Genomic DNA, 18,542 nt, shown 5'->3' with positions numbered 1-18,542 from the left:
AATAAGGAGCTTATTATGTCGGCTTTATTGCAATTAAAAAATGTGAAGTACACTTACGGACCTGCAAATATTGCGGTACTAAATGACGTGAATGCTGAGTTTGAAGCTGGCACTATGTACAGTATCATGGGAGCTTCTGGAGCCGGAAAGTCTACTATGCTCTCACTTTTAGCTGGATTAGATACTCCGTATAGTGGCGAAGTGCTTTTTAATGGTGAAAATATTGCAAAAACAGGATATGTTGAGCATCGCAAAAAACATATTTCACTTGTTTTCCAGAATTTTAATCTTATTGACTATTTGACGCCATTAGAAAATTTGCGATTAGTAAATTCACATGCTGATGTTCAAGTGCTAATAGATCTTGGATTAACTGAAGAAGAAGCAAATCGTAACGTCACTAAACTTTCTGGTGGTCAACAGCAGCGTGTTGCAATTGGACGAGCTTTAGTATCTTCTGCTCCGGTAATTTTAGCTGATGAGCCTACTGGAAGTCTTGACCCTGCTACTACTAAAGAAGTTATTGCAATATTAAAAAATGCTGCTAGAGAGCATGGCAAATGTGTGATTGTTGTTACTCATGATTCGAAGGTCGCCTCTCAAGCTGATGTAAAATACGTGCTGAAAAATAAACAGCTAACGCGACAATCTGCTTGAGCGCCAAAACAGGCGATTTTGGGACACTAGTGCAGTACGCTTACTGCGCGAGTGTCTCTGTTTGGTGATTTTGGGACACTAGTGCAGTTGAGTTACTGCGCGCGTGTCCGATTTCGCTTGTTTTGGGACACTCGTGCAGCGCGCTTACTGCGTTAGTGTCTGAAAACTGTCGTTATGGGACACTCGTGCAGATTGCGCTCGCGCTATAAGCGCTCGCTTACGAAACTCGCGTTGGAAGTCCACTGGACTTCCAACGCGAGCGAGTTTCCGCTCCGAGTTGCTTTCGCGCGCGCTTTGAAGGAGCTTGAACTCAACAGGATTTCAAGCTCCTTCAAAGCGTGATTTGGCTCAATTGTGAAGCACGGTGTGCTTCACATGCCAAATCAGCCGAACGGCTATGCCGTGAGGAATAAGCGCTCAAGCAGGTCGTCGCGCAAAACAAAAAGCCGACTCTGCGAAATCGTAGAGCCGGCTTATTGCTAGAATAACTTAACTACAAATCAGATGTGGAAGTAAAGCTCATACTCGAGTGGAGTTGGAGCCAAGCGAGCCATATCCATTTCCTCATGCTTCAAATTCAGCCAAGTTTCAATCAAGTCGCTAGTAAATACGTCGCCTTGCATAAGGAAGTCGTGATCCTCTTCCAAAGATTGCAAAGCTTCACCAAGCGAAGAAGGAACTTGCTTAATGCCGTCATGCTCCTCTGGAGGAAGCTCGTACAAATCTTTATCAACAGGGGCAGGAGGCTCAATATGGTTAATAACACCATCCAAACCTGCCATAAGCTGAGCGGAGAATGCTAAGAATGGGTTGCATGAAGGATCCGGTGCACGGAACTCAATACGCTTAGCAGCAGGTTCTGTACCAGCAAGAGGGATACGAATAGCTGCAGAACGGTTACGAGCAGAGTAAACCAAGTTGACTGGAGCTTCGTATCCTGGAACCAAGCGATGGTAAGAGTTAAGCGAAGGATTCGTAAATGCAAGCACAGAAGAAGCGTGCTTAATCAAGCCGCCAATGTACCAACGTGCAATATCAGAAAGTTGAGCGTAGCCAGTTTCCGCATAGAACAATGGCTTGCCATCTTTCCAAAGCGACTGATGGCAGTGCATGCCAGTGCCGTTATCTCCAGCAATTGGCTTTGGCATAAATGTTGCAGCCTTACCAGCTAAAGCAGCAGTTTCATGAACCACATACTTGTATTTCATCAAATCATCGCCAGCATGAACAAGCGTATTGTAACGGTAGTTGATTTCCTGCTGACCTGCGCCGCCGACTTCGTGGTGAGAACGCTCAAGAATCAAACCAACTTTTTGCAAGTTGTAAACCATGTCATCGCGCAAATCCTGATTGTGATCTACTGGTGGCACAGGGAAGTAGCCGTGCTTTACGCGATTCTTAAAACCAATATTGTTGCTACCGTCATCTTCAGTGTCGATGCCAGAATTCCAAGGAGCTTCGTTAGAATCAACCTCATAGAAGGAGCGCTGCATGTCGTTAGCAAAACGCACCTTGTCAAAGATGAAGAACTCAGCTTCAGGGGCAAAGCTTGCAGTGTCAGCAATGCCAGTTGATTTCAAATAGGATTCTGCTTTAATAGCGACCTGACGAGGATCCCTAGAATATGGCTCATCTGTTACAGGGTCAACAATAGAGAAAGCAACATTCAGAGTCTTATGCTTACGGAATGGGTCAATATAAGCAGTGTCAACATCTGGAATAAGCTTCATATCTGATTCGTTAATAGCCTGGAAGCCTTGCATTGAAGAACCATCGAACGCCATTCCATCAGTGAAAGCGCTGTGTAAGAACTCGTCAGCAGGAACAGTAAAGTGCTGCTGAACGCCAATTAAATCAGTAAATCGTACGGATACGTACTCAATGCCTTCCTTTTCAATAAGGGCTGCGGCATCTTCTTTAGTTTGCAAAGTGGTCATGGTCACCATTCCTTTCTTAAAAAACCCAGTAATGAGTTTATGACTATGAATGCCATTTTGGATTTCAGCGACTCGAATATCTCGTTACGTTTGTGTTACATAATGTTACGTGTAGTTGCGTAGATGCGCATAATTGCAATCGTTTAGTAGGAAATAGTAGAAAATTGTAATAAATAGTAATAAATAGCGTAACTATTAAGTATTACAAAAATAGTTACCATTACATGCCGCTAATTCGCATTCATCAGTTCGCGCAGTTACAATAGTACCTATGAATTACCAAGAGCAAGAAATGCATGAATATAAGATGCATGAGCATATTAAGGAAAGTGAAAATAAGCTAGATTTAGCTTCACTTTTCCCAGCTAAAGGCGATGACAGAAGGCCGCCAGATTGGCTAGGTCGTGCACTTATTTACGTTGCAATTATTACTTTTGTGTCTATCTTCCTATGGTTCGCTTGGAATAGCATTTCATTCATTGTTTTCGATGTTGTGATTTCTATTTTTATTGCGCTCGCAATGGAACCGCTTGTTGTTCGGTTAATTAAGCATGGTTGGAGGCGAGGAGTTGCTTCTGGCTTTACGCTAACGGGCTTGCTTGTTGTAATTAGCTTGCTACTTGCTTTGTTTGGTAATTTATTTGCTCAGCAGGTTGTTTCAATGGTTATGGGCTTGCCTGATTTATACAATCAATTTGCAAATTTTGTGCTTCACTATACCGGTTTTAAAATGCCTAATATTGAGCAGCTTGGCATGGAAATTTTGAAGCATGTGCAAACATCTTGGGTTGTTGATTTTGCTGGCCAAGCACTTAACACAACATGGGGATTGATGACTGTTCTGCTTGATTTACTTACCATTATTATGGTTACGTATTACATTTCTGCAGCAGGTCCGGCTATGCGTCGTAGCATGTGCCGTTGGATGAATCCGCAATCTCAGCGTCGTTTCCTATTTATTTGGTCAGTTGTTCAAGAGCAGATTTCGAGCTTCTTATTTTCGCGAATTATTTTGGCAGCGATTAACGCAGTGGGTACCGCAATTTTTCTTATTGTAATGAATATACCGTATTGGCTTCCGCTATCCTTATTCTGCGGAATTGTTTCGCAGTTTGTGCCTACAATTGGTGGCTATTTGGGTGGAGCTTTGCCTATCTTGGTTGCATGGGGTTCCAATGGTTTTGGTGCGGCTGTTGCAACATTAATTTTTATTACGATTTATCAGCAAATTGAGAACATGGTTATTTCGCCGAAGATTTCCGAGAAGACTATGGATCTGAATCCTGCAGTAGCTTTTATTTCAGTTCTTGTAATGGGCGCTGTATTTGGTGCTCTTGGAGCATTTTTGGCTTTGCCTGTGACTGCAAGTTTGCAAGCAATTTTTAGAGTATGCACGAAGCAATATAGTTTAGTTTCTTCTCCGCTTATGAACGATCCTCACCCTGATCATACTTCTATTATTGTTCGTTGCGTTGAAGCGATTGGCCGTAAGTTCATGAATCCAATGAGTGAAAGTGTTCATCGTGTAATGAAAGGCACAAGCTCTCGCATTTCTCTGAACGAGGATATTCTATATTGGTATAAGCAAGCTTATGTGTCAGACTCTGACGATGCGAATGGTAGCAAAGTTTCTTCTAACGATTCTGATCAAACTGACGTATTGGCAACAATGCCAATTTCGCGCGAAATATTAGATGCCGTAAATAAAGATATTGCAAAGCGTAAAGTAGATTCTGAAAATAAGGATTCTTCTAAAGCAAAATTGCAAGTAGGCGAGTCTAAAATAGTAAAAAATACAAAAAATAATAAAAGTAACGTAAAAAATAATCCACGGAGCGGATGGAAGCGATGATTCTTCTATCAATATTTGATGTACTAGTAATACTTATTGGCATAAGCGGTGTTGTGTATCAAGGTGTTTGTGCTGTTGCATCTTTATTCGCTAAGCCTATTGTTTTTCCTGAAGCACCAATGGATAAGCATTATGCTGTGCTTATTTCTGCGCGCAATGAGGAAGCTGTTATAGGTAATCTTATTCATTGCATTCAAACTCAAACATATAGACAAGATTTTATTGATATTTGGCTTGTTGCAGATAATTGCACTGATTCTACTGCGCAAGTTGGCCGCAATTGCGGATGCAACGTAATTGAACGTTTTGATAAAGAGCATATTGGTAAAGGTTATGCGCTCAGCTATCTTCTCGATCATATTATGAAAATTGGTGCGGATAAAGTTTATGACGCGTACTTTGTTTTCGATGCAGACAATAAACTTGATCCGCATTATTTTGAGGAAATGAATAAAGGTTTCCACGCAGGATATCAAATTTTAACCAGCTATCGTAATTCCGTGAATCTTTCAGATAATTGGGTTTCGTCTGGCTCTGCACTTTGGTTTATTCGAGAATCGCGATTTACTAACAACTCTCGAATGCTATTCGGTTCGAGTTGCCATGCTGGTGGAACTGGATTCATGTTCTCGCGTGAGATTATGCACAGAAATAGCGGATGGAAATTCCATCTTCTTACTGAGGATCTTGAATTTACTATGGATGCTATTCTTCACGGAGACAAAGTTGGATATTGCGGTTCTGCAGTGTTGTATGATGAACAACCTGTGTCGTTTAGGCAGAGCTGGAGGCAGCGTCTTCGTTGGAGCAAGGGATTCTTGCAGGTATTTCGTTACTATGGAGCAGCTCTTATTCGACATGGTATTCGCGAAAGAGATTTTTCGTCGGTTGATTTTACGCTTATGCTTTTCCCATTTATGGTTTTGGCTGTTGCAAGAATAATACTTGGGTTTATTTTTGCTGCATTTGGATTTGTAACATGGATGAGTCAAATCTATTCAATGATTAACTTCATTACAACTACTGTTACAAGTGTTTTAGGCATGATGATATTTGTGTCGCTCACTATTTTAGTTGAACACGATAAGCTTGGTGCAACGAATAAGGAACTATTTGCGTACGCTCTTAGCTTCCCGATTTTTATGCTTTCGTACGTGCCTATTGCGTTCCAAGCTATTTTCTCAAAGAGCGAGTGGAAGCCGATTCAGCATACCGGTCGTTAAGCTCTCGTTTAATATGGTGCATTGCTCCAAGTATGGGTAACTTGTTTCGCGTTTGGAGTGTTGTCTGTGTCATTTTGCTCCAAATGTGGGGTAGGTTTCTCGTGTTTGGAGGGTTTTGGTGGGTTTTTGCTCCGAATGTGGGATGGTTGTCTCGCGTTTGGGGCGGTGTGTGCGGCTGCTGCTGGCGTTGCGATTGCGCAAAAATTGCGGGTATGAGATAATAGAAGCCTTGATATAAGCGTGTGATTGCGCAATTAATGTAGTGCAATGCGTGCGTTTATCTGTATACTGCGAGGTTTCTATGGTAGATTCTATTCCGTCTGAATATCCGTCCGAGTATCCGTCCGGAAATACTTTTGCTAGCAGCGTTCCAGTTTTTGGCGCAAACACTTACGACGCTACTAACGAAGATGTTCCAGCGGTTTCTATTAGCGGATTTGTTAAGACTTTTGGCAAGAAAGTTGCTGTAGATAATCTTTCGTTGAGCATTCCAGCAGGCTCTTTCTATGGATTAGTCGGCCCGAATGGTGCTGGCAAAACTACTACGATTAAAATGCTTACGGGCTTGCTTATGCCAGATGCTGGCTCGGCTTCGATTTTTGGCAACGATGTTTGGAGTGACGTAAATCGCGCTAAGCGCGCAATCGGTTTAATGCCTCAGGCCGACGAGATTTTTAAGACGATTACTGGCCTTCAGCTTTTAACTTACGCTGGCATGCTTCGCGAGATGAGCCGCGCTGAGGCTGTTCGTCGCGCGAACGATTTGCTTTCTGCATTCGACTTAACAGAAGCTGCAAACACTATGGTTTCGGACTATTCAACTGGTATGACTAAGAAGATTTGCCTTGCAACAGCTATGATTCACAGCCCTCGCGTACTTGTGTTGGACGAGCCTTTTGAGGCAGTGGATCCTGTTTCTAGCGCAAATTTGAAGGATATTCTTGCCGAGTATGTTTCTACTGGCGGCACGGTGATTATTTCTTCGCACGTTATGGAATTGGTTGAAAAAATGTGCTCGCACGTGGCGATTATTAACGAAGGTCATGTTGCGGCTGCTGGCACTCTTGAAGAGGTGGCTCAGGGCAAAGATCTTGAAGATCGCTTTATGGAGCTTGTTGGCGGACGTCACGCAGCTGCGCGCATCGACTGGCTTAACGGCGGCAAATCTGATAACGCTCCTGCATCTTCCACCAATCTCAACGCTTAAAAGGGAAAACCGTAATGTCTATGATTTTTACCATGGTTCGCCTTCGCTGGGCGCTTACTTTTTCTGTTATGCGAAAGTCAATTTGGCAAAAAATTGGCTTTGCTATAGCAATTGTTTTTGGACTTGCGCTTATATGCGCTCTTGGTTTTGCTGGCTGGGAAACTGGCAAGTACATTAATCCAGGAATGCTTGCAGATACTAAAAATTGGCAGGAATTCCAATTGGCTCCAATAATGGTTGCGTCGATTGCGTCAATTTTTACGCTGTTTATAAACGTGTTTATGTTTGGCAGCGACACAACACTAAAATCGCGTAGTTTTGCGCTTTACGGCATTCCTTACGTAAAGCAGCAAGCTGGCATGCTTCTTGGCTCTCTTTTTGGAGCGCTTTCAGTAAGCTGCACAATCGCGCTTGCTTTGTGGTCTTTAGCGTACAGAAGCTTTGGAATTGTGCCGGTTTTAGTCAGCGTAATTGCAGCTCCGCTTTACGTTGCAACAATCGTGTCTTTAAGCAAAATGCTTATTGAGCTTTTGGATACTATTTTAATAAACAAGCGTTCAAGAAACATTTTTTACTTTGCCATTTTTATAGCGTACATGATTTTTGTTTCATCAATGAATACGCATAGCCCTTCGCCAAATGGAATTGCGCTAGGCACAAGTTTCTGTGCTGCGTCCGCTTTTACACCATTAAGTGCAGCTATGGCTTTGCCGCTCGATGCTATTAATGGCAATTGGCTTGCTCTTGCTATTCGCTTCCTTATTTGCGTTGTAACGATTGCTGCTTGCTTTGCAATCTCTGTATTTTGCGCAAAATTAGAGCCGAAGTTGCTTCGTGGTGAGCAAAAAACAGTTGTTAAAACTAAGGGAATCGGCTTGTTTGCAGCAGTTCCAGACAACACAGTTGGTGCGATTATTGCGCGAATTATTAGCGTTATGAGAAGAGATATGCGTCAGCTATTTTTGCTTATTGCGCCGCTTTTTATGCTGGTAGTTGCAGGAGGAAGTAGTTTTAAGGCTAAAGGATTTGATTCTCTAACAGATAACTTAGGTGTTTCTGGATGGATGATGTATGCTGCTTTGCTTATGGGCATGGTTGTTGGAAACAATATTGCTTACGATGGCACAGCTTTTACTATGCATGTGATTATTGGAGTAAAAGGTTTGCACGATCGCTTAGCGAACGCAATAGTTTGGTCAGTGATTTGCGCTGTTTATTTTGCGATTATTGGAGTAGGGGTTTACGTTTTCCTTTTCTTTGTAGCAAATGTTAAGCAAAATGTGAATGCAGTTATGTTCCAGATTCTTTCGCCAATTGGAATAGCTTTTGCTTCCATAGGCATTGGCTTAATTTCTTCGTGCATTGCAATGTACCCTGTGGCATCAATCGAAAAGCCATTTTCTAGGCCGCAAGGAAGTGCTGGCGGGCGAAGTTTTGCAGCTATAGGCTTTATGCTTCTTTCTGTAGTTTGCATGATTCCTTCGTTTGCGGCTGCGATTGCGTTTATGATTCTTAACCCGAATCTTTTGTGGATTGCAAGCATTCTGTTCATAGTAAACGGCTTGATTGTGCTGGTTGTTGGCGTGATTCTTGGTGGCAAAGTAATGGATAAGCGCATGATTCGCATTGTAGAAAACTTGCGCAGATTCGCGTCTATTACTGCGTAACTTACGCACGCTTTGTTGCAAGCGCAATGTATAGTTAAGCGCGGTATTTGCAATCGATTTAAAGGTGTGCTCGCATGGAAAGTAATAAAGGCTTAAACGATGCCTTAAATATTCCTAATGCGAGCACGCCAGCGCAAAGCGGCGAACCCAACAAAAGTATCGAGCCTAAACCAAGCAGTGAACAAAAACTAAGTAGTGAATCTAAATCAAGCAGTGAGATTAAACCAAGTAGCGCACAGAAGAAAAGTAAATACGCTGCTATGGTTTTAAGAAGCCAATATCCTTCTCGTTGGCGATTGCTTATTGCATTTATAGCAGTTATAGTTAGTGCAGCAATTATTTTTACTTATTTTTTGCTTGACGTATACGATATTCTTCCTGGTCCTTTGACGTTGCGAAAACAACATTATGCTGTAACTGTTTCTTCTCCTAAATCACTTTTGCGAGTTAAATCACTAGCTAAAGGCGTGACTTATGGTAAAGAAATAAATCATTCGCAAGCTCAAAAACTTATTAACGAGTTGGTTTCCGATGCTTCTATGAGTAGCAGCACTTCAGCAGTAATTATGGATGCTAATGGGCGAGTAGTTGCTTCGCATGAGCCAAATGCTTTAAGAGAGCCAGCGTCAACGCTTAAAACTTTAACTGCTAGCGTAGCTTCTCGCACTCTTGACATGGGTTCAACTCTTGATACTCAAGTATTTTTGTTGCCTAAAACAGGCGGTGAACCAGAACGAGCTTCTAGTACGAATGCTAGAAAGCTTGTGCTTCGCGGCAATGGTGACATGCTTCTTGGCGTTGGAGAAAACGATTGGCACCATGTCAATGGCAGAGCAGGTTTAACGACATTAGCGAGAAGAACAGCCAACGCGTTGAAGCTTGAAAATATTCACACAGTTTCTTTAGCTGTTGATGACTCATTGTTTGGCGCAAAACGTGCTCCTGATTTGATTTATGAAACAGATGTTGAACGCCGCTTTTATGCTCAAACGTCATCTTTGGCTATAGATGATGCTCGTCAGCGTGACCTTTCAGTGCAAGGTGTTGACGCTGACGCTATGACAGATTTTCCGCTTTCTGATCCTCATCCTGCTTTAAGTGTCGGTCATGTTTTTGCTAAATTATTAAGCAAACAAGGAATAGTTATAAGTAATTATTCTAATAAAACCGCTTCTGATGAAAAAAATTCCGGTTCAGGCTCGTCTGCAGATGATTCTTCTGAAAACAATAAAGATTCTGAAAATGAAGATAAATCTGCACAGTCTGAAAATCTTGTCATACCAGTAAGCGAAACTCAATCGTTAATATCATCTAATTCGCGTTTAATTGCACAAGTTTCTTCTGCACCATTAAACGAAATAATGGCATATACGCTTCGTATTTCAGACAACACATTGGCGGAAGAGTTTGGTCGTTTGACTGCGCTTGCAACTCACAAATCCAACTCTCCGGAGGGTGCAGTTCAGGCAGTAAAAGAGGGATTGCGCAAGCTCAATATCGATATACGTGGTTTGCACATGTCTGATTGCTCAGGCTTGTCTCCAAAATCAAGGTTGCGCGCAACAACGCTAGCTCAAGTACAAGTGCTTAATATTAAAGCCGATTCTGGAGGTGCTGCAGCTGCTGAAGGATTGTCTCTTCCTGGTTTAGTTGGAACAGCAAAGAAAAGCGTTTAGCGGATGAATCTTCTGCCGGCATGCTTCGCGTAAAGACTGGTTCTTTAAGTGAAGTTACTTCTATGGTTGGTAATGTATCTAGGAAAAGTGGTGGAGTGCTAACTTTCGCTGTTGTTGCGAACCAGCCAGCTGATATTTGGGGAGCGTTCGTAGCGATTAATAAGTTTATGGCAGAATTGCCAAAACTATGATTTATGAGTTGCAATTTAGCGTTATTGGCGCGCTACACTAGAAGCTATGGTGTATTCTTCTCGCATACGCGCAGGAATTGGCGCAATCAAGCATTGTTTTGACGAACTTTCATTATGTGCACAAGACGCGCGTTTTTCCGAACATGGCAATCACGCGACAGATGTTGATGCTCCTTTGGTTCTTATTGCGTGCTCTGGAGGTAGAGATTCTCTTGCACTTACAGCATTGAGCGTGATTGTGTGCGCAAGTAGGGGTATTCGTTGCGGTGTCGTAATAGTAGATCACCATTTGCAGCCACACTCAACTGAAATTGCCAATACTGCTGCTAAACATTGTTTGCAATCTGGAATAGATGAAAAGTACGTGTATATTCAATCTGTGAACGTTGAAGATTCGGGAGAAGGCGAAGAATCTGCTGCTAGAAATGCTAGGTATCAAGCAATTATTGAGGTCGCTAAAAAGCAGCAAGCTGCAGCCGTGCTTCTAGCTCATACTGCAAATGATCAAGCAGAAACTGTAATGATGGGGCTAAAAGATTCTGCAGGTTTAGAAGCAGTTGCTGGCATGAAAGCAGTGACATTGCGTCAAAACGTGCTTTTTGCGAGGCCTCTTATTAAGCTTAGTAGAGAAGATACTACTGGTATTTGCGAGGATTTAGGCATTTCATGGTGGGATGATCCTACAAATGGTGACGATATTTCGCAAAATGAGGAACTTTCAGAAAATTATCCATTGAGATCTCGAGTTAGACACACGTTAATGCCTTATATTTCGCGATTTTTTAATGCAAATATGGTTACTTTGCTTTCTCGTGGAGCTGAAATAGCTAGAGACGATCTTGACTATATTAATTCTCAAGTTGACGAAGCTAGTTCACAAGTGATGGAATTTGATAAAAATGCGAAAACTGTTAGGTTAAAAGCTGAGAAGTTAGCGCAATATCATCCATCAATTCGTAGACGGATTATAGTGCGTGCGTTAAGTGAGCTTGGTCTGCGTTTCTCGTCAAGTCACATATCGGCAGTGGACGAACTATGTACAAAATGGCATGGTCAGAAGCCTTTTTCGCTGCCAAATTATTACGAAGCGACTCGGCTCTCGCGCAATATCGTCATTCGCTTATGCAAAGATAGTGAACATGCAAATTGCAGATATACGAGATGACATCGACTATGAATTAATTAGCCACGAAGACCTTATGAAGCGTATTCGTGAAGTTGCTAAACAAGTAAGTGAAGATTACAAAAACCGTAATGTTTTGCTTGTTGCAGTTCTCAAAGGTGCTGTAAATACTCTTGCTGTATTTTCGCAAGAATTAAGCATTAACGCATCAATGGACTTTATGAGCTTGTCTAGTTACGGCAGTGGCACTCAAACTAGCGGACAAATCACTGTTCGCGAAGATTTAAGTACTGATGTGCGTGGTCGAGATGTGCTTATTGTAGAAGACATTGTTGATTCCGGTCGCACGCTAGCTTGGCTTGTAGATGAGCTAAAAGGTCGTGGTGCTGCAAGTGTAAAAGTTTTTGCATTGCTCAGTAAGCCTGCACGTCGCGAAGTAGACGTACAAATCGACTACTCGGGCTTTGAAATTCCTGATGCATTTGTCGTTGGTTTCGGAATGGACTACGACGAACGCTACCGCAATCTCAATAGTATTGCGGTATTAAAGCCATCAGTGTATGGTGCTTGATTTTATAGATTCTATTCAGAATTTTTATATAAATTGAGGAGTTTGAAAGGAGCCTTATTACATGGGCGCTTCTCCTATGACACCGCAAGGCCCAATGGGCGGTCCTGGGCGTGGAAATAACGGGAATAATCCGTTTTTAAATCCACGCAACCCTAGGAATCAGCGAAACAACGGTCAACAGGGCAAGAATAATAAAAATAACGAGAACAACCATAACAATCGTCGTTCCTTCTGGCAGTCGCCATGGACGTGGATTGTGCTTCTTGTGTTGCTTTCAGTTGTCGGATTCCAAATGTTTGTTCATAACGGATCGCAAACTATCGATACTCAGGATGGTATTGAGTTAGTGCGATCTCATAAAGCAAGTTATGTGGAAATTATTGACAATAAACAGTTAGTTAAGCTTACGCTTGATAGTCCGTTTAAGAAGTTCGATAAACGAAGTAAGCAAAAGCGTGACTTTGGCAAGGATGTGCAATTCTACTACGCGTATGCACAAGGTAGGTCAATTGTACAAGAAGTCGAAAAGGCGAAGCCTTCTAACGGCTGGACTGCTAGCTTACAGTCATCTAGCATTATTTCGTATTTGATTACTTCGCTTGCTCCGATATTGTTCTTCCTTGGCATGATTTGGTTCATGTTTAGCAGAATAGGCGGTGCCGGTGGAAGTATGCTTGGCATGGGTGGCGGACGTGGCCGTGGCAAGCTGCTTGAAGGTCAGACTCCTAAAACTAAGTTTGCTGACGTTGCTGGCGAACAAGCTGCTGTTGAAGAAGTTGAAGAGATTAAAGACTTCTTGAAGGATCCTTCGCGCTACAAGGCTTTGGGTGCTCGCATTCCGCGCGGTGTGCTGCTTTATGGTCCTCCAGGAACTGGTAAGACTTTGTTGGCTCGTGCTATTGCAGGCGAAGCTGGTGTGCCGTTCTATGCAATGGCTGGCTCTGACTTCGTGGAAATGTTCGTAGGCTTGGGCGCGTCTCGTGTTCGTGAACTTTTTGACGAAGCTAAGAAGAATGCTCCTGCCATCATCTTTATCGATGAGATTGATGCTGTTGGTCGTCGCCGCGGAAGTGGCATGACTGGCGGTCATGATGAGCGCGAGCAGACACTTAATCAGCTGCTTGTTGAGATGGACGGCTTCGACAACGACACTAATTTGATTATTATTGCCGCAACAAACCGTCCAGATGTGCTTGATTCCGCACTTCTTCGTCCTGGTCGTTTTGACCGTCAGGTGGCTGTTGAGGCTCCTGATTTGGAAGGTCGCGAGGCAATTTTGAAGGTTCACGCTAAGGGTAAGCCTTTTGTGCCGGATGTTGATCTTCATATGGTTGCTGTGCGCACTCCTGGTTTTACTGGTGCAGACTTAGCTAACGTGCTTAACGAAGCTGCGTTGCTTTGCGCTCGCTCTGGTGCTCAATATATCGATAATCGCGCTATTGATGAGGCAATTGATCGTGTTCAAGCAGGACCTCGACGTAAGTCTAAGGGTATGGCTTTGGATGAATTGCGTAACACTGCTTACCATGAGGGTGGTCATGCGCTTGTTGCTGCTGCGTTGCACCACACGGATCCTGTTACTAAAGTAACGATTTTGCCGCGAGGTCACGCACTTGGCTACACTGCTGTGATGCCAACAAGCGACCGTTACTCGCAGTCTCGCAACGAATTGCTGGATCAAATGGCATATGCTATGGGCGGACGCACAGCAGAGGAAGTTGTGTTCCATGATCCAACAACTGGTGCTTCTAACGACATTGAGAAAGCTACTGCTATTGCTCGTAAGATGGTTGTTGAATATGGTTTCTCAGCGAAGCTTGGAGCTGTTAAGTGGATGGATACTGACGAAGATTCTTCCGGTTCACTCGATTCTTTGCAACCTCGTAAGTTCTCGAATCGTACTGCTGAAGTAATCGATGAAGAAGTTCATAAGCTTATCGAAACTGCTCATACTGAAGCGTGGGAGATTATTAACAATAATCGTGACGTATTAGATGAGCTGGTTCGTCAGTTGCTCGCTAAGGAAACTCTTAACGAGAAGGAACTTAAGGAAATCTTCAGTAAGATTCGTAAGGCTCCTGAGCGTACTCTTTGGCTTTCGGACGATAGAAGACCAGATTCTGATCTTCCTCCTGTTGAAATTCCAGAAAGTTTAAAGCGCAACGTTGAAGGTAAGAATGAGCAGAGTGAAGCTTCTGAACTTTCTGAATCTTCCAATAACGCAACTTCACAAAACCAGCAGTCTGATCAGATGTCTGTTGATACGTCTATTCAGACTACTGCACCTGCTCCTCGAACTGTTATTGGAACTGTTAAGCCACCAGTTAATCCGTCTACTAATCAAAATGACGGCACTCAATTTGGTGCTTAATAGTGTAAATACAGTGCTAAAAAGCAGATAAAATACAATCATTAATAAACGCTGATAACAATATAATTTATTGCTGTCAGCGTTTATTTTTATTTTTCTAAGAATTTAATAATAAAAATTAGTGTTATATGCAAAAAATTACGCATGTTGATTTATATCGAGTACAATGTATCGAAATATTAGTTTTGCGTATTATAGGTAAGAGTAAAAGATAAATAAACGAATAATTGGAATTTTAAATTGTTTTTATTAGAGAGTAGAAGATGAAATTATGAATACAACCATAAGTTTGAAGGGTATTCGCCCAAGCGGTGACTCAATAGTCATTGGATTATATTCTTCTATTTACATAGATGCTGTTTTAAAAGTTAATTTGAGTAATGCATTAGACGGAGATGAGACTAACGCAATAGATATTCCTCAAATTGCTGAGCGTCTTGCTTTTATGCTTAAACGTTGCGAAAAAGATAGCGAAATTGAGGAGCATCCTGCTATAGCTTTAGAACTTATTGCTAAATCTGTTTTAAATTCTGCTATGCACACTTGGCAAATTAGTGAGGCTGATATTACTGTTCATGCTGCTTTAAGAAGCGAATATTACGGCATGAAAAGCACTGTTGACGATATTTGTGTTACTTTGAATAGTGTTTCTAGAGAAGAGTTAAATTATTCGGAACGGCGTGTAATTCCTGATTCTCTTGCGCATGTTGCTGTTCGTAGTGGAAGCGTATCAGTTGACGATCTTGAGGAAGGCGAAATAGCAGATTACTATCGTTCTCTTATTGAGGAAGATAGAAAAGAAAAGCAGCGCAAAGAAGACGAGGACGCTGCTGCAGCTGCTAAAGCTGCCGTTGATATCGCAAATTCTTTCGCGGATGATTATGAAAATAATGGAGATTCAGAGTGCTCTTGTGTCGATGAATCTAAAAGTGTCAATTATGGCAGTGAGCTTGTTAAAAGAGAAACTAAGTCTCCTTTGTTCCGTATATGTCCGACTCCGTTACAGACAACTGCAGTAATTTCTATGAAGGGTGTCGCGAAACAAGACACGCGTTCTGCTATGCTGAGAATAGTTGCAATGCTTGAGCAGGATAGAGAATCTCGCGTAGATGGCGTATCGGCACTATATGTTGCCAATATGCTTGAAGGTGATTATTACGCGGCTGTATTTATTCTGTCTTCGGGCGGTGACGAGTATGAACTGCTTCGCTTGCTTCGCGCTGTTGCTACTTTGTATAAAGATAAGGTGACTGTGCGAGTGTTGGGTACGCGTTCATATGGTGCTTCTGCTGCTGATACAAGAACTGTTGATGCAGAAAAATTGCCGCAACAACTAGCGGAAATGGTGATGGTTGACCCTAAGTCGCCTGAACTTATGCCGTGGCTGCAGATAGAGTCGGATGCTGCTTTGGATGACAACTCAGTTTCGTACTCATTAGCGTTTGCTTTTGATGCTCAAACTGTTGGGGTATACTCAGAGCAATGGCTTATAGGGGATGGTTGTTAATGAAAGCGTATCGCACACCTTGGTGGTATCTGGTACTAGGGTTACTGTTTGGCTTTGTGCTGGGCGCATTTCTAGTGTCGTCAACAGAGTCTAGTGCTATGTCGTTAGCAGGAGCTCCGTGGGTTGTTGTTGCAATTATGGTGATTGCTGGCTTAATAACTTTTGTTATGGCGTTGCAAACTCATCAAAGTGTTGCTAACAAAGATAAAAATAAGAAGCCTGTAAGTTCTCAATTTGCTGTTGCAGCTCTTATGCTGTCTAAGGCATTGGGAATGGCAGGTGCTATTTTGTCTGGCTGGTACGTTGGGCAGTTGTTAATGAGTCTGCCACACAGTGAAATAATTCTGTATAACTCTGTTGTGCGTGAATGCTCTATTGCTGGCTTGGTGTGCTTTATTGATATGGTCGTTGGGATTTTGGGCGAGTGGCTCTGCCAGATTCCGCCTGAAGATGATTCTGAGTCTGTCAATAAGTCAAATCGTACGCCAGCAACGTGCTAGTATTTGCTAGCTATTAGTTTGCGTAGTTTTATGTAAGTTGCATCTTGCTTGAATTAAGTAGGTAAAAGTACTAAACGCTTTTTACGCAAGTTGCAACAAACGCTGGAATTTCAACGTTTGTAAGGATGGTATATTACTTTGGCTGAATTTATCTATCAGATGATTAAGGCGCGTAAATCGTACGGAGATCGTGTAATTCTCGACGATGTTACTTTAAGCTTCCTTCCGGGCGCAAAAATTGGTGTTGTGGGTCCGAACGGCATGGGTAAGTCGACGCTGCTGAAAATTATGGCCGGTTTGGAAAATGTGACCAATGGTGAAGCTTCTTTGACTCCTGGCTATACGGTAGGTATTTTGCAGCAGGAACCACCTCTTGATGACACTAAGACGGTTGGCGAAAACATTAAGATGGCTTTTGGTGAGATTGCGCAAAAAGTGGCGCGTTTTAACCAAATCGGCGAAGAAATGGCTAATCCAGACGCTGATTTTGATGCGTTAATGGAAGAAATGGGTAAGCTTCAGACTGAAATTGACGCTGCAAACGGTTGGGATTTGGATTCGCAGCTTGAGCAGGCTATGGATGCTTTGCAATGCCCAGATCCGGATTCGCCTGTTTCTGTGTGCTCTGGTGGTGAAAGGCGTCGAGTTGCATTGTGTAAGCTTCTTCTTGAAGCTCCAGATTTGCTGCTTTTGGATGAGCCTACTAACCATTTGGATGCGGAATCTATTTTGTGGCTTGAACAGTTCTTGCACAAGTACGAGGGTGCTGTTATTGCTGTTACGCACGACCGCTACTTTATGGATAACGTAGCGGAGTGGATTTGCGAAGTTGACCGTGGTCAGCTTTATCCATATAAGGGAAATTACTCAACGTATTTGGAAACTAAAGCAAAGCGTATGGAAATCCAGGGTGCCAAGGATGCCAAGCTTGCTAAGCGTTTGAAGAATGAGCTTGATTGGGTGCGTAGCTCGCCGAAAGCTCGCCAAGCTAAGAACAAGGCTCGTTTGGAACGCTACGACCAAATGGAGCAAGAGGCACGTAATTCCAAGAAGCTTGACTTCTCTGAAATTCAAATTCCAGCAGGTCCACGTTTGGGCTCGCAAGTTTTGGAAGCAAAGCATATTCACAAGGCTTTTGGCGACCGTGTACTTATCGACGACTTGTCGTTTACGCTGCCTCGTAACGGTATTGTTGGCGTGATTGGTCCAAACGGCGTTGGTAAGTCTACGCTGTTCAAGACGATTGTGGGCTTGGAGTCTCTTTCTGGCGGAGAGCTTATTGTTGGCGATACTGTGAAGATTTCTTACGTGGATCAGAATCGTGCAGGATTGGATCCTAATAAGAACTTGTGGGAAGCTGTTTCCGGCGGACTTGATTTTATTGAGGTTGCAGGCGTTGAGATTCCTACTCGCGCATATGTTGCAAGCTTTGGATTTAAAGGTTCGGATCAGCAGAAGCTTACTGGTGTGCTTTCCGGCGGTGAGCGTAACCGTTTGAACTTGGCTTTGACTCTTAAGCAGGGTGGAAACTTGCTTCTTCTCGATGAGCCTACTAACGATTTGGATGTTGAGACTTTGGAAAGCTTGGAAAACGCTTTACTTGATTTCCCAGGCTGCGCTGTTGTGGTTTCGCATGATCGCTGGTTCCTCGACCGAGTTGCAACGCATATTCTTGCTTGGGAAGGCGACGACGAGAATCCTGCAAAGTGGTACTGGTTTGAAGGTAACTTCCAAGCTTACGAAGAAAATAAGATTGCGCGCTTGGGTGAGGAAGCTGCTCGTCCGCATCGCTTGCATCGTAAGCTCACTCGCTAGTTGAGTTTTGTTTTCATTTATTGGTGGAAACATTTGCCGGTGATTTTTCCGGCGTTTGCGCGACGACCTGCTTTCGCGCTTGGAGCGTAGTGCGCGAAAGTAACTCGGAGCGTGAGCTTGCATGGAAAGTTCAGTGGACTTTTTCCATGCAAGCTCAGAAGCGAGCGCTTATAGTGCGAGCGTCTCGGCGCTTTTTGACAACATTTGCCGTGATTGTGCCAGGCGTGTGCTAGGCTCGATTAGTT

The 18,542-nt window shown here is 42.9% G+C and carries 12 protein-coding genes and 1 pseudogene; 12 read left to right on the top strand and 1 reads right to left on the bottom strand.

From position 1 onward, the window contains the following. Nucleotides 1-15: 15 nt before the first annotated feature. The gene (locus tag K9E37_RS02145; RefSeq protein WP_116994626.1) at nucleotides 16-657 is read left to right on the top strand and encodes an ABC transporter ATP-binding protein; all 642 of its coding nucleotides are present in this window, start codon (nucleotides 16-18) and stop codon (nucleotides 655-657) included. A 500-nt stretch (nucleotides 658-1,157) separates the two neighbouring features. On the opposite strand, the gene glnA is transcribed toward K9E37_RS02145, so the two are convergent. Then, the gene (gene glnA, locus K9E37_RS02140; RefSeq protein WP_004109385.1) at nucleotides 1,158-2,594 is read right to left on the bottom strand and encodes a type I glutamate--ammonia ligase; all 1,437 of its coding nucleotides are present in this window, start codon (nucleotides 2,592-2,594) and stop codon (nucleotides 1,158-1,160) included. 271 nt (nucleotides 2,595-2,865) lie between these two features. Here glnA and K9E37_RS02135 point away from each other — a divergent pair, with 271 nt between their 5' ends. The 11 genes and pseudogenes from K9E37_RS02135 (at nucleotide 2,866) to ettA (ending at nucleotide 18,297) form a co-directional block, all read left to right on the top strand. Beyond that, complete coding sequence (locus K9E37_RS02135) at nucleotides 2,866-4,446, top strand: AI-2E family transporter (protein ID WP_102703225.1); 1,581 nt, start codon at nucleotides 2,866-2,868, stop codon at nucleotides 4,444-4,446. Then, entirely contained in the window at nucleotides 4,443-5,669 is a 1,227-nt protein-coding gene (locus tag K9E37_RS02130) for a glycosyltransferase family 2 protein (protein ID WP_033888470.1), read from the top strand. The genes K9E37_RS02135 and K9E37_RS02130 overlap by 4 nt, the downstream gene beginning before the upstream one ends. A 301-nt stretch (nucleotides 5,670-5,970) precedes the next feature. Further along, nucleotides 5,971-6,876, top strand: a complete 906-nt coding sequence (locus K9E37_RS02125) for an ABC transporter ATP-binding protein (RefSeq protein WP_116994628.1) — start codon at nucleotides 5,971-5,973, stop codon at nucleotides 6,874-6,876. 14 nt (nucleotides 6,877-6,890) lie between these two features. Further along, nucleotides 6,891-8,543 (top strand): hypothetical protein, encoded by a 1,653-nt coding sequence (locus K9E37_RS02120; RefSeq protein WP_174182525.1) that lies wholly within the window; start codon nucleotides 6,891-6,893, stop codon nucleotides 8,541-8,543. A gap of 74 nt (nucleotides 8,544-8,617) precedes the next feature. Continuing rightward, nucleotides 8,618-10,410: pseudogene (locus K9E37_RS02115) on the top strand (D-alanyl-D-alanine carboxypeptidase). A gap of 46 nt (nucleotides 10,411-10,456) precedes the next feature. After that, entirely contained in the window at nucleotides 10,457-11,575 is a 1,119-nt protein-coding gene (gene tilS, locus K9E37_RS02110) for a tRNA lysidine(34) synthetase TilS (protein WP_102703222.1), read from the top strand. Beyond that, nucleotides 11,550-12,104 carry a hypoxanthine phosphoribosyltransferase gene (hpt, locus tag K9E37_RS02105; protein ID WP_101886119.1) on the top strand — a complete coding sequence of 185 codons (555 nt, stop codon included), beginning with the start codon at nucleotides 11,550-11,552 and terminating at the stop codon, nucleotides 12,102-12,104. The genes tilS and hpt overlap by 26 nt, the downstream gene beginning before the upstream one ends. Before the next feature lie 61 nt (nucleotides 12,105-12,165). Further along, the gene (ftsH, locus tag K9E37_RS02100) at nucleotides 12,166-14,475 is read left to right on the top strand and encodes an ATP-dependent zinc metalloprotease FtsH (RefSeq protein WP_004108568.1); all 2,310 of its coding nucleotides are present in this window, start codon (nucleotides 12,166-12,168) and stop codon (nucleotides 14,473-14,475) included. Between the two features lie 271 nt (nucleotides 14,476-14,746). After that, a complete protein-coding gene (locus K9E37_RS02095; RefSeq protein ID WP_102703220.1) occupies nucleotides 14,747-15,982 on the top strand; it encodes a dihydroneopterin aldolase in 1,236 nt (411 codons plus the stop codon). Next, on the top strand, nucleotides 15,982-16,482 hold the full coding sequence (locus K9E37_RS02090; protein ID WP_102703219.1) for a DUF3180 domain-containing protein: 501 nt from the start codon (nucleotides 15,982-15,984) through the stop codon (nucleotides 16,480-16,482). The genes K9E37_RS02095 and K9E37_RS02090 overlap by 1 nt, the downstream gene beginning before the upstream one ends. A gap of 138 nt (nucleotides 16,483-16,620) precedes the next feature. Next, entirely contained in the window at nucleotides 16,621-18,297 is a 1,677-nt protein-coding gene (gene ettA, locus K9E37_RS02085; RefSeq protein WP_012914413.1) for an energy-dependent translational throttle protein EttA, read from the top strand. The last annotated feature ends 245 nt before the right edge of the window (nucleotides 18,298-18,542 follow it).

The sequence above is a fragment of the Gardnerella swidsinskii genome, from assembly GCF_023277705.1.
GTDB classification, from domain to species: Bacteria; Actinomycetota; Actinomycetes; order Actinomycetales; family Bifidobacteriaceae; genus Bifidobacterium; species Bifidobacterium swidsinskii.
This window is presented reverse-complemented; position numbering and strand designations above follow the sequence as displayed.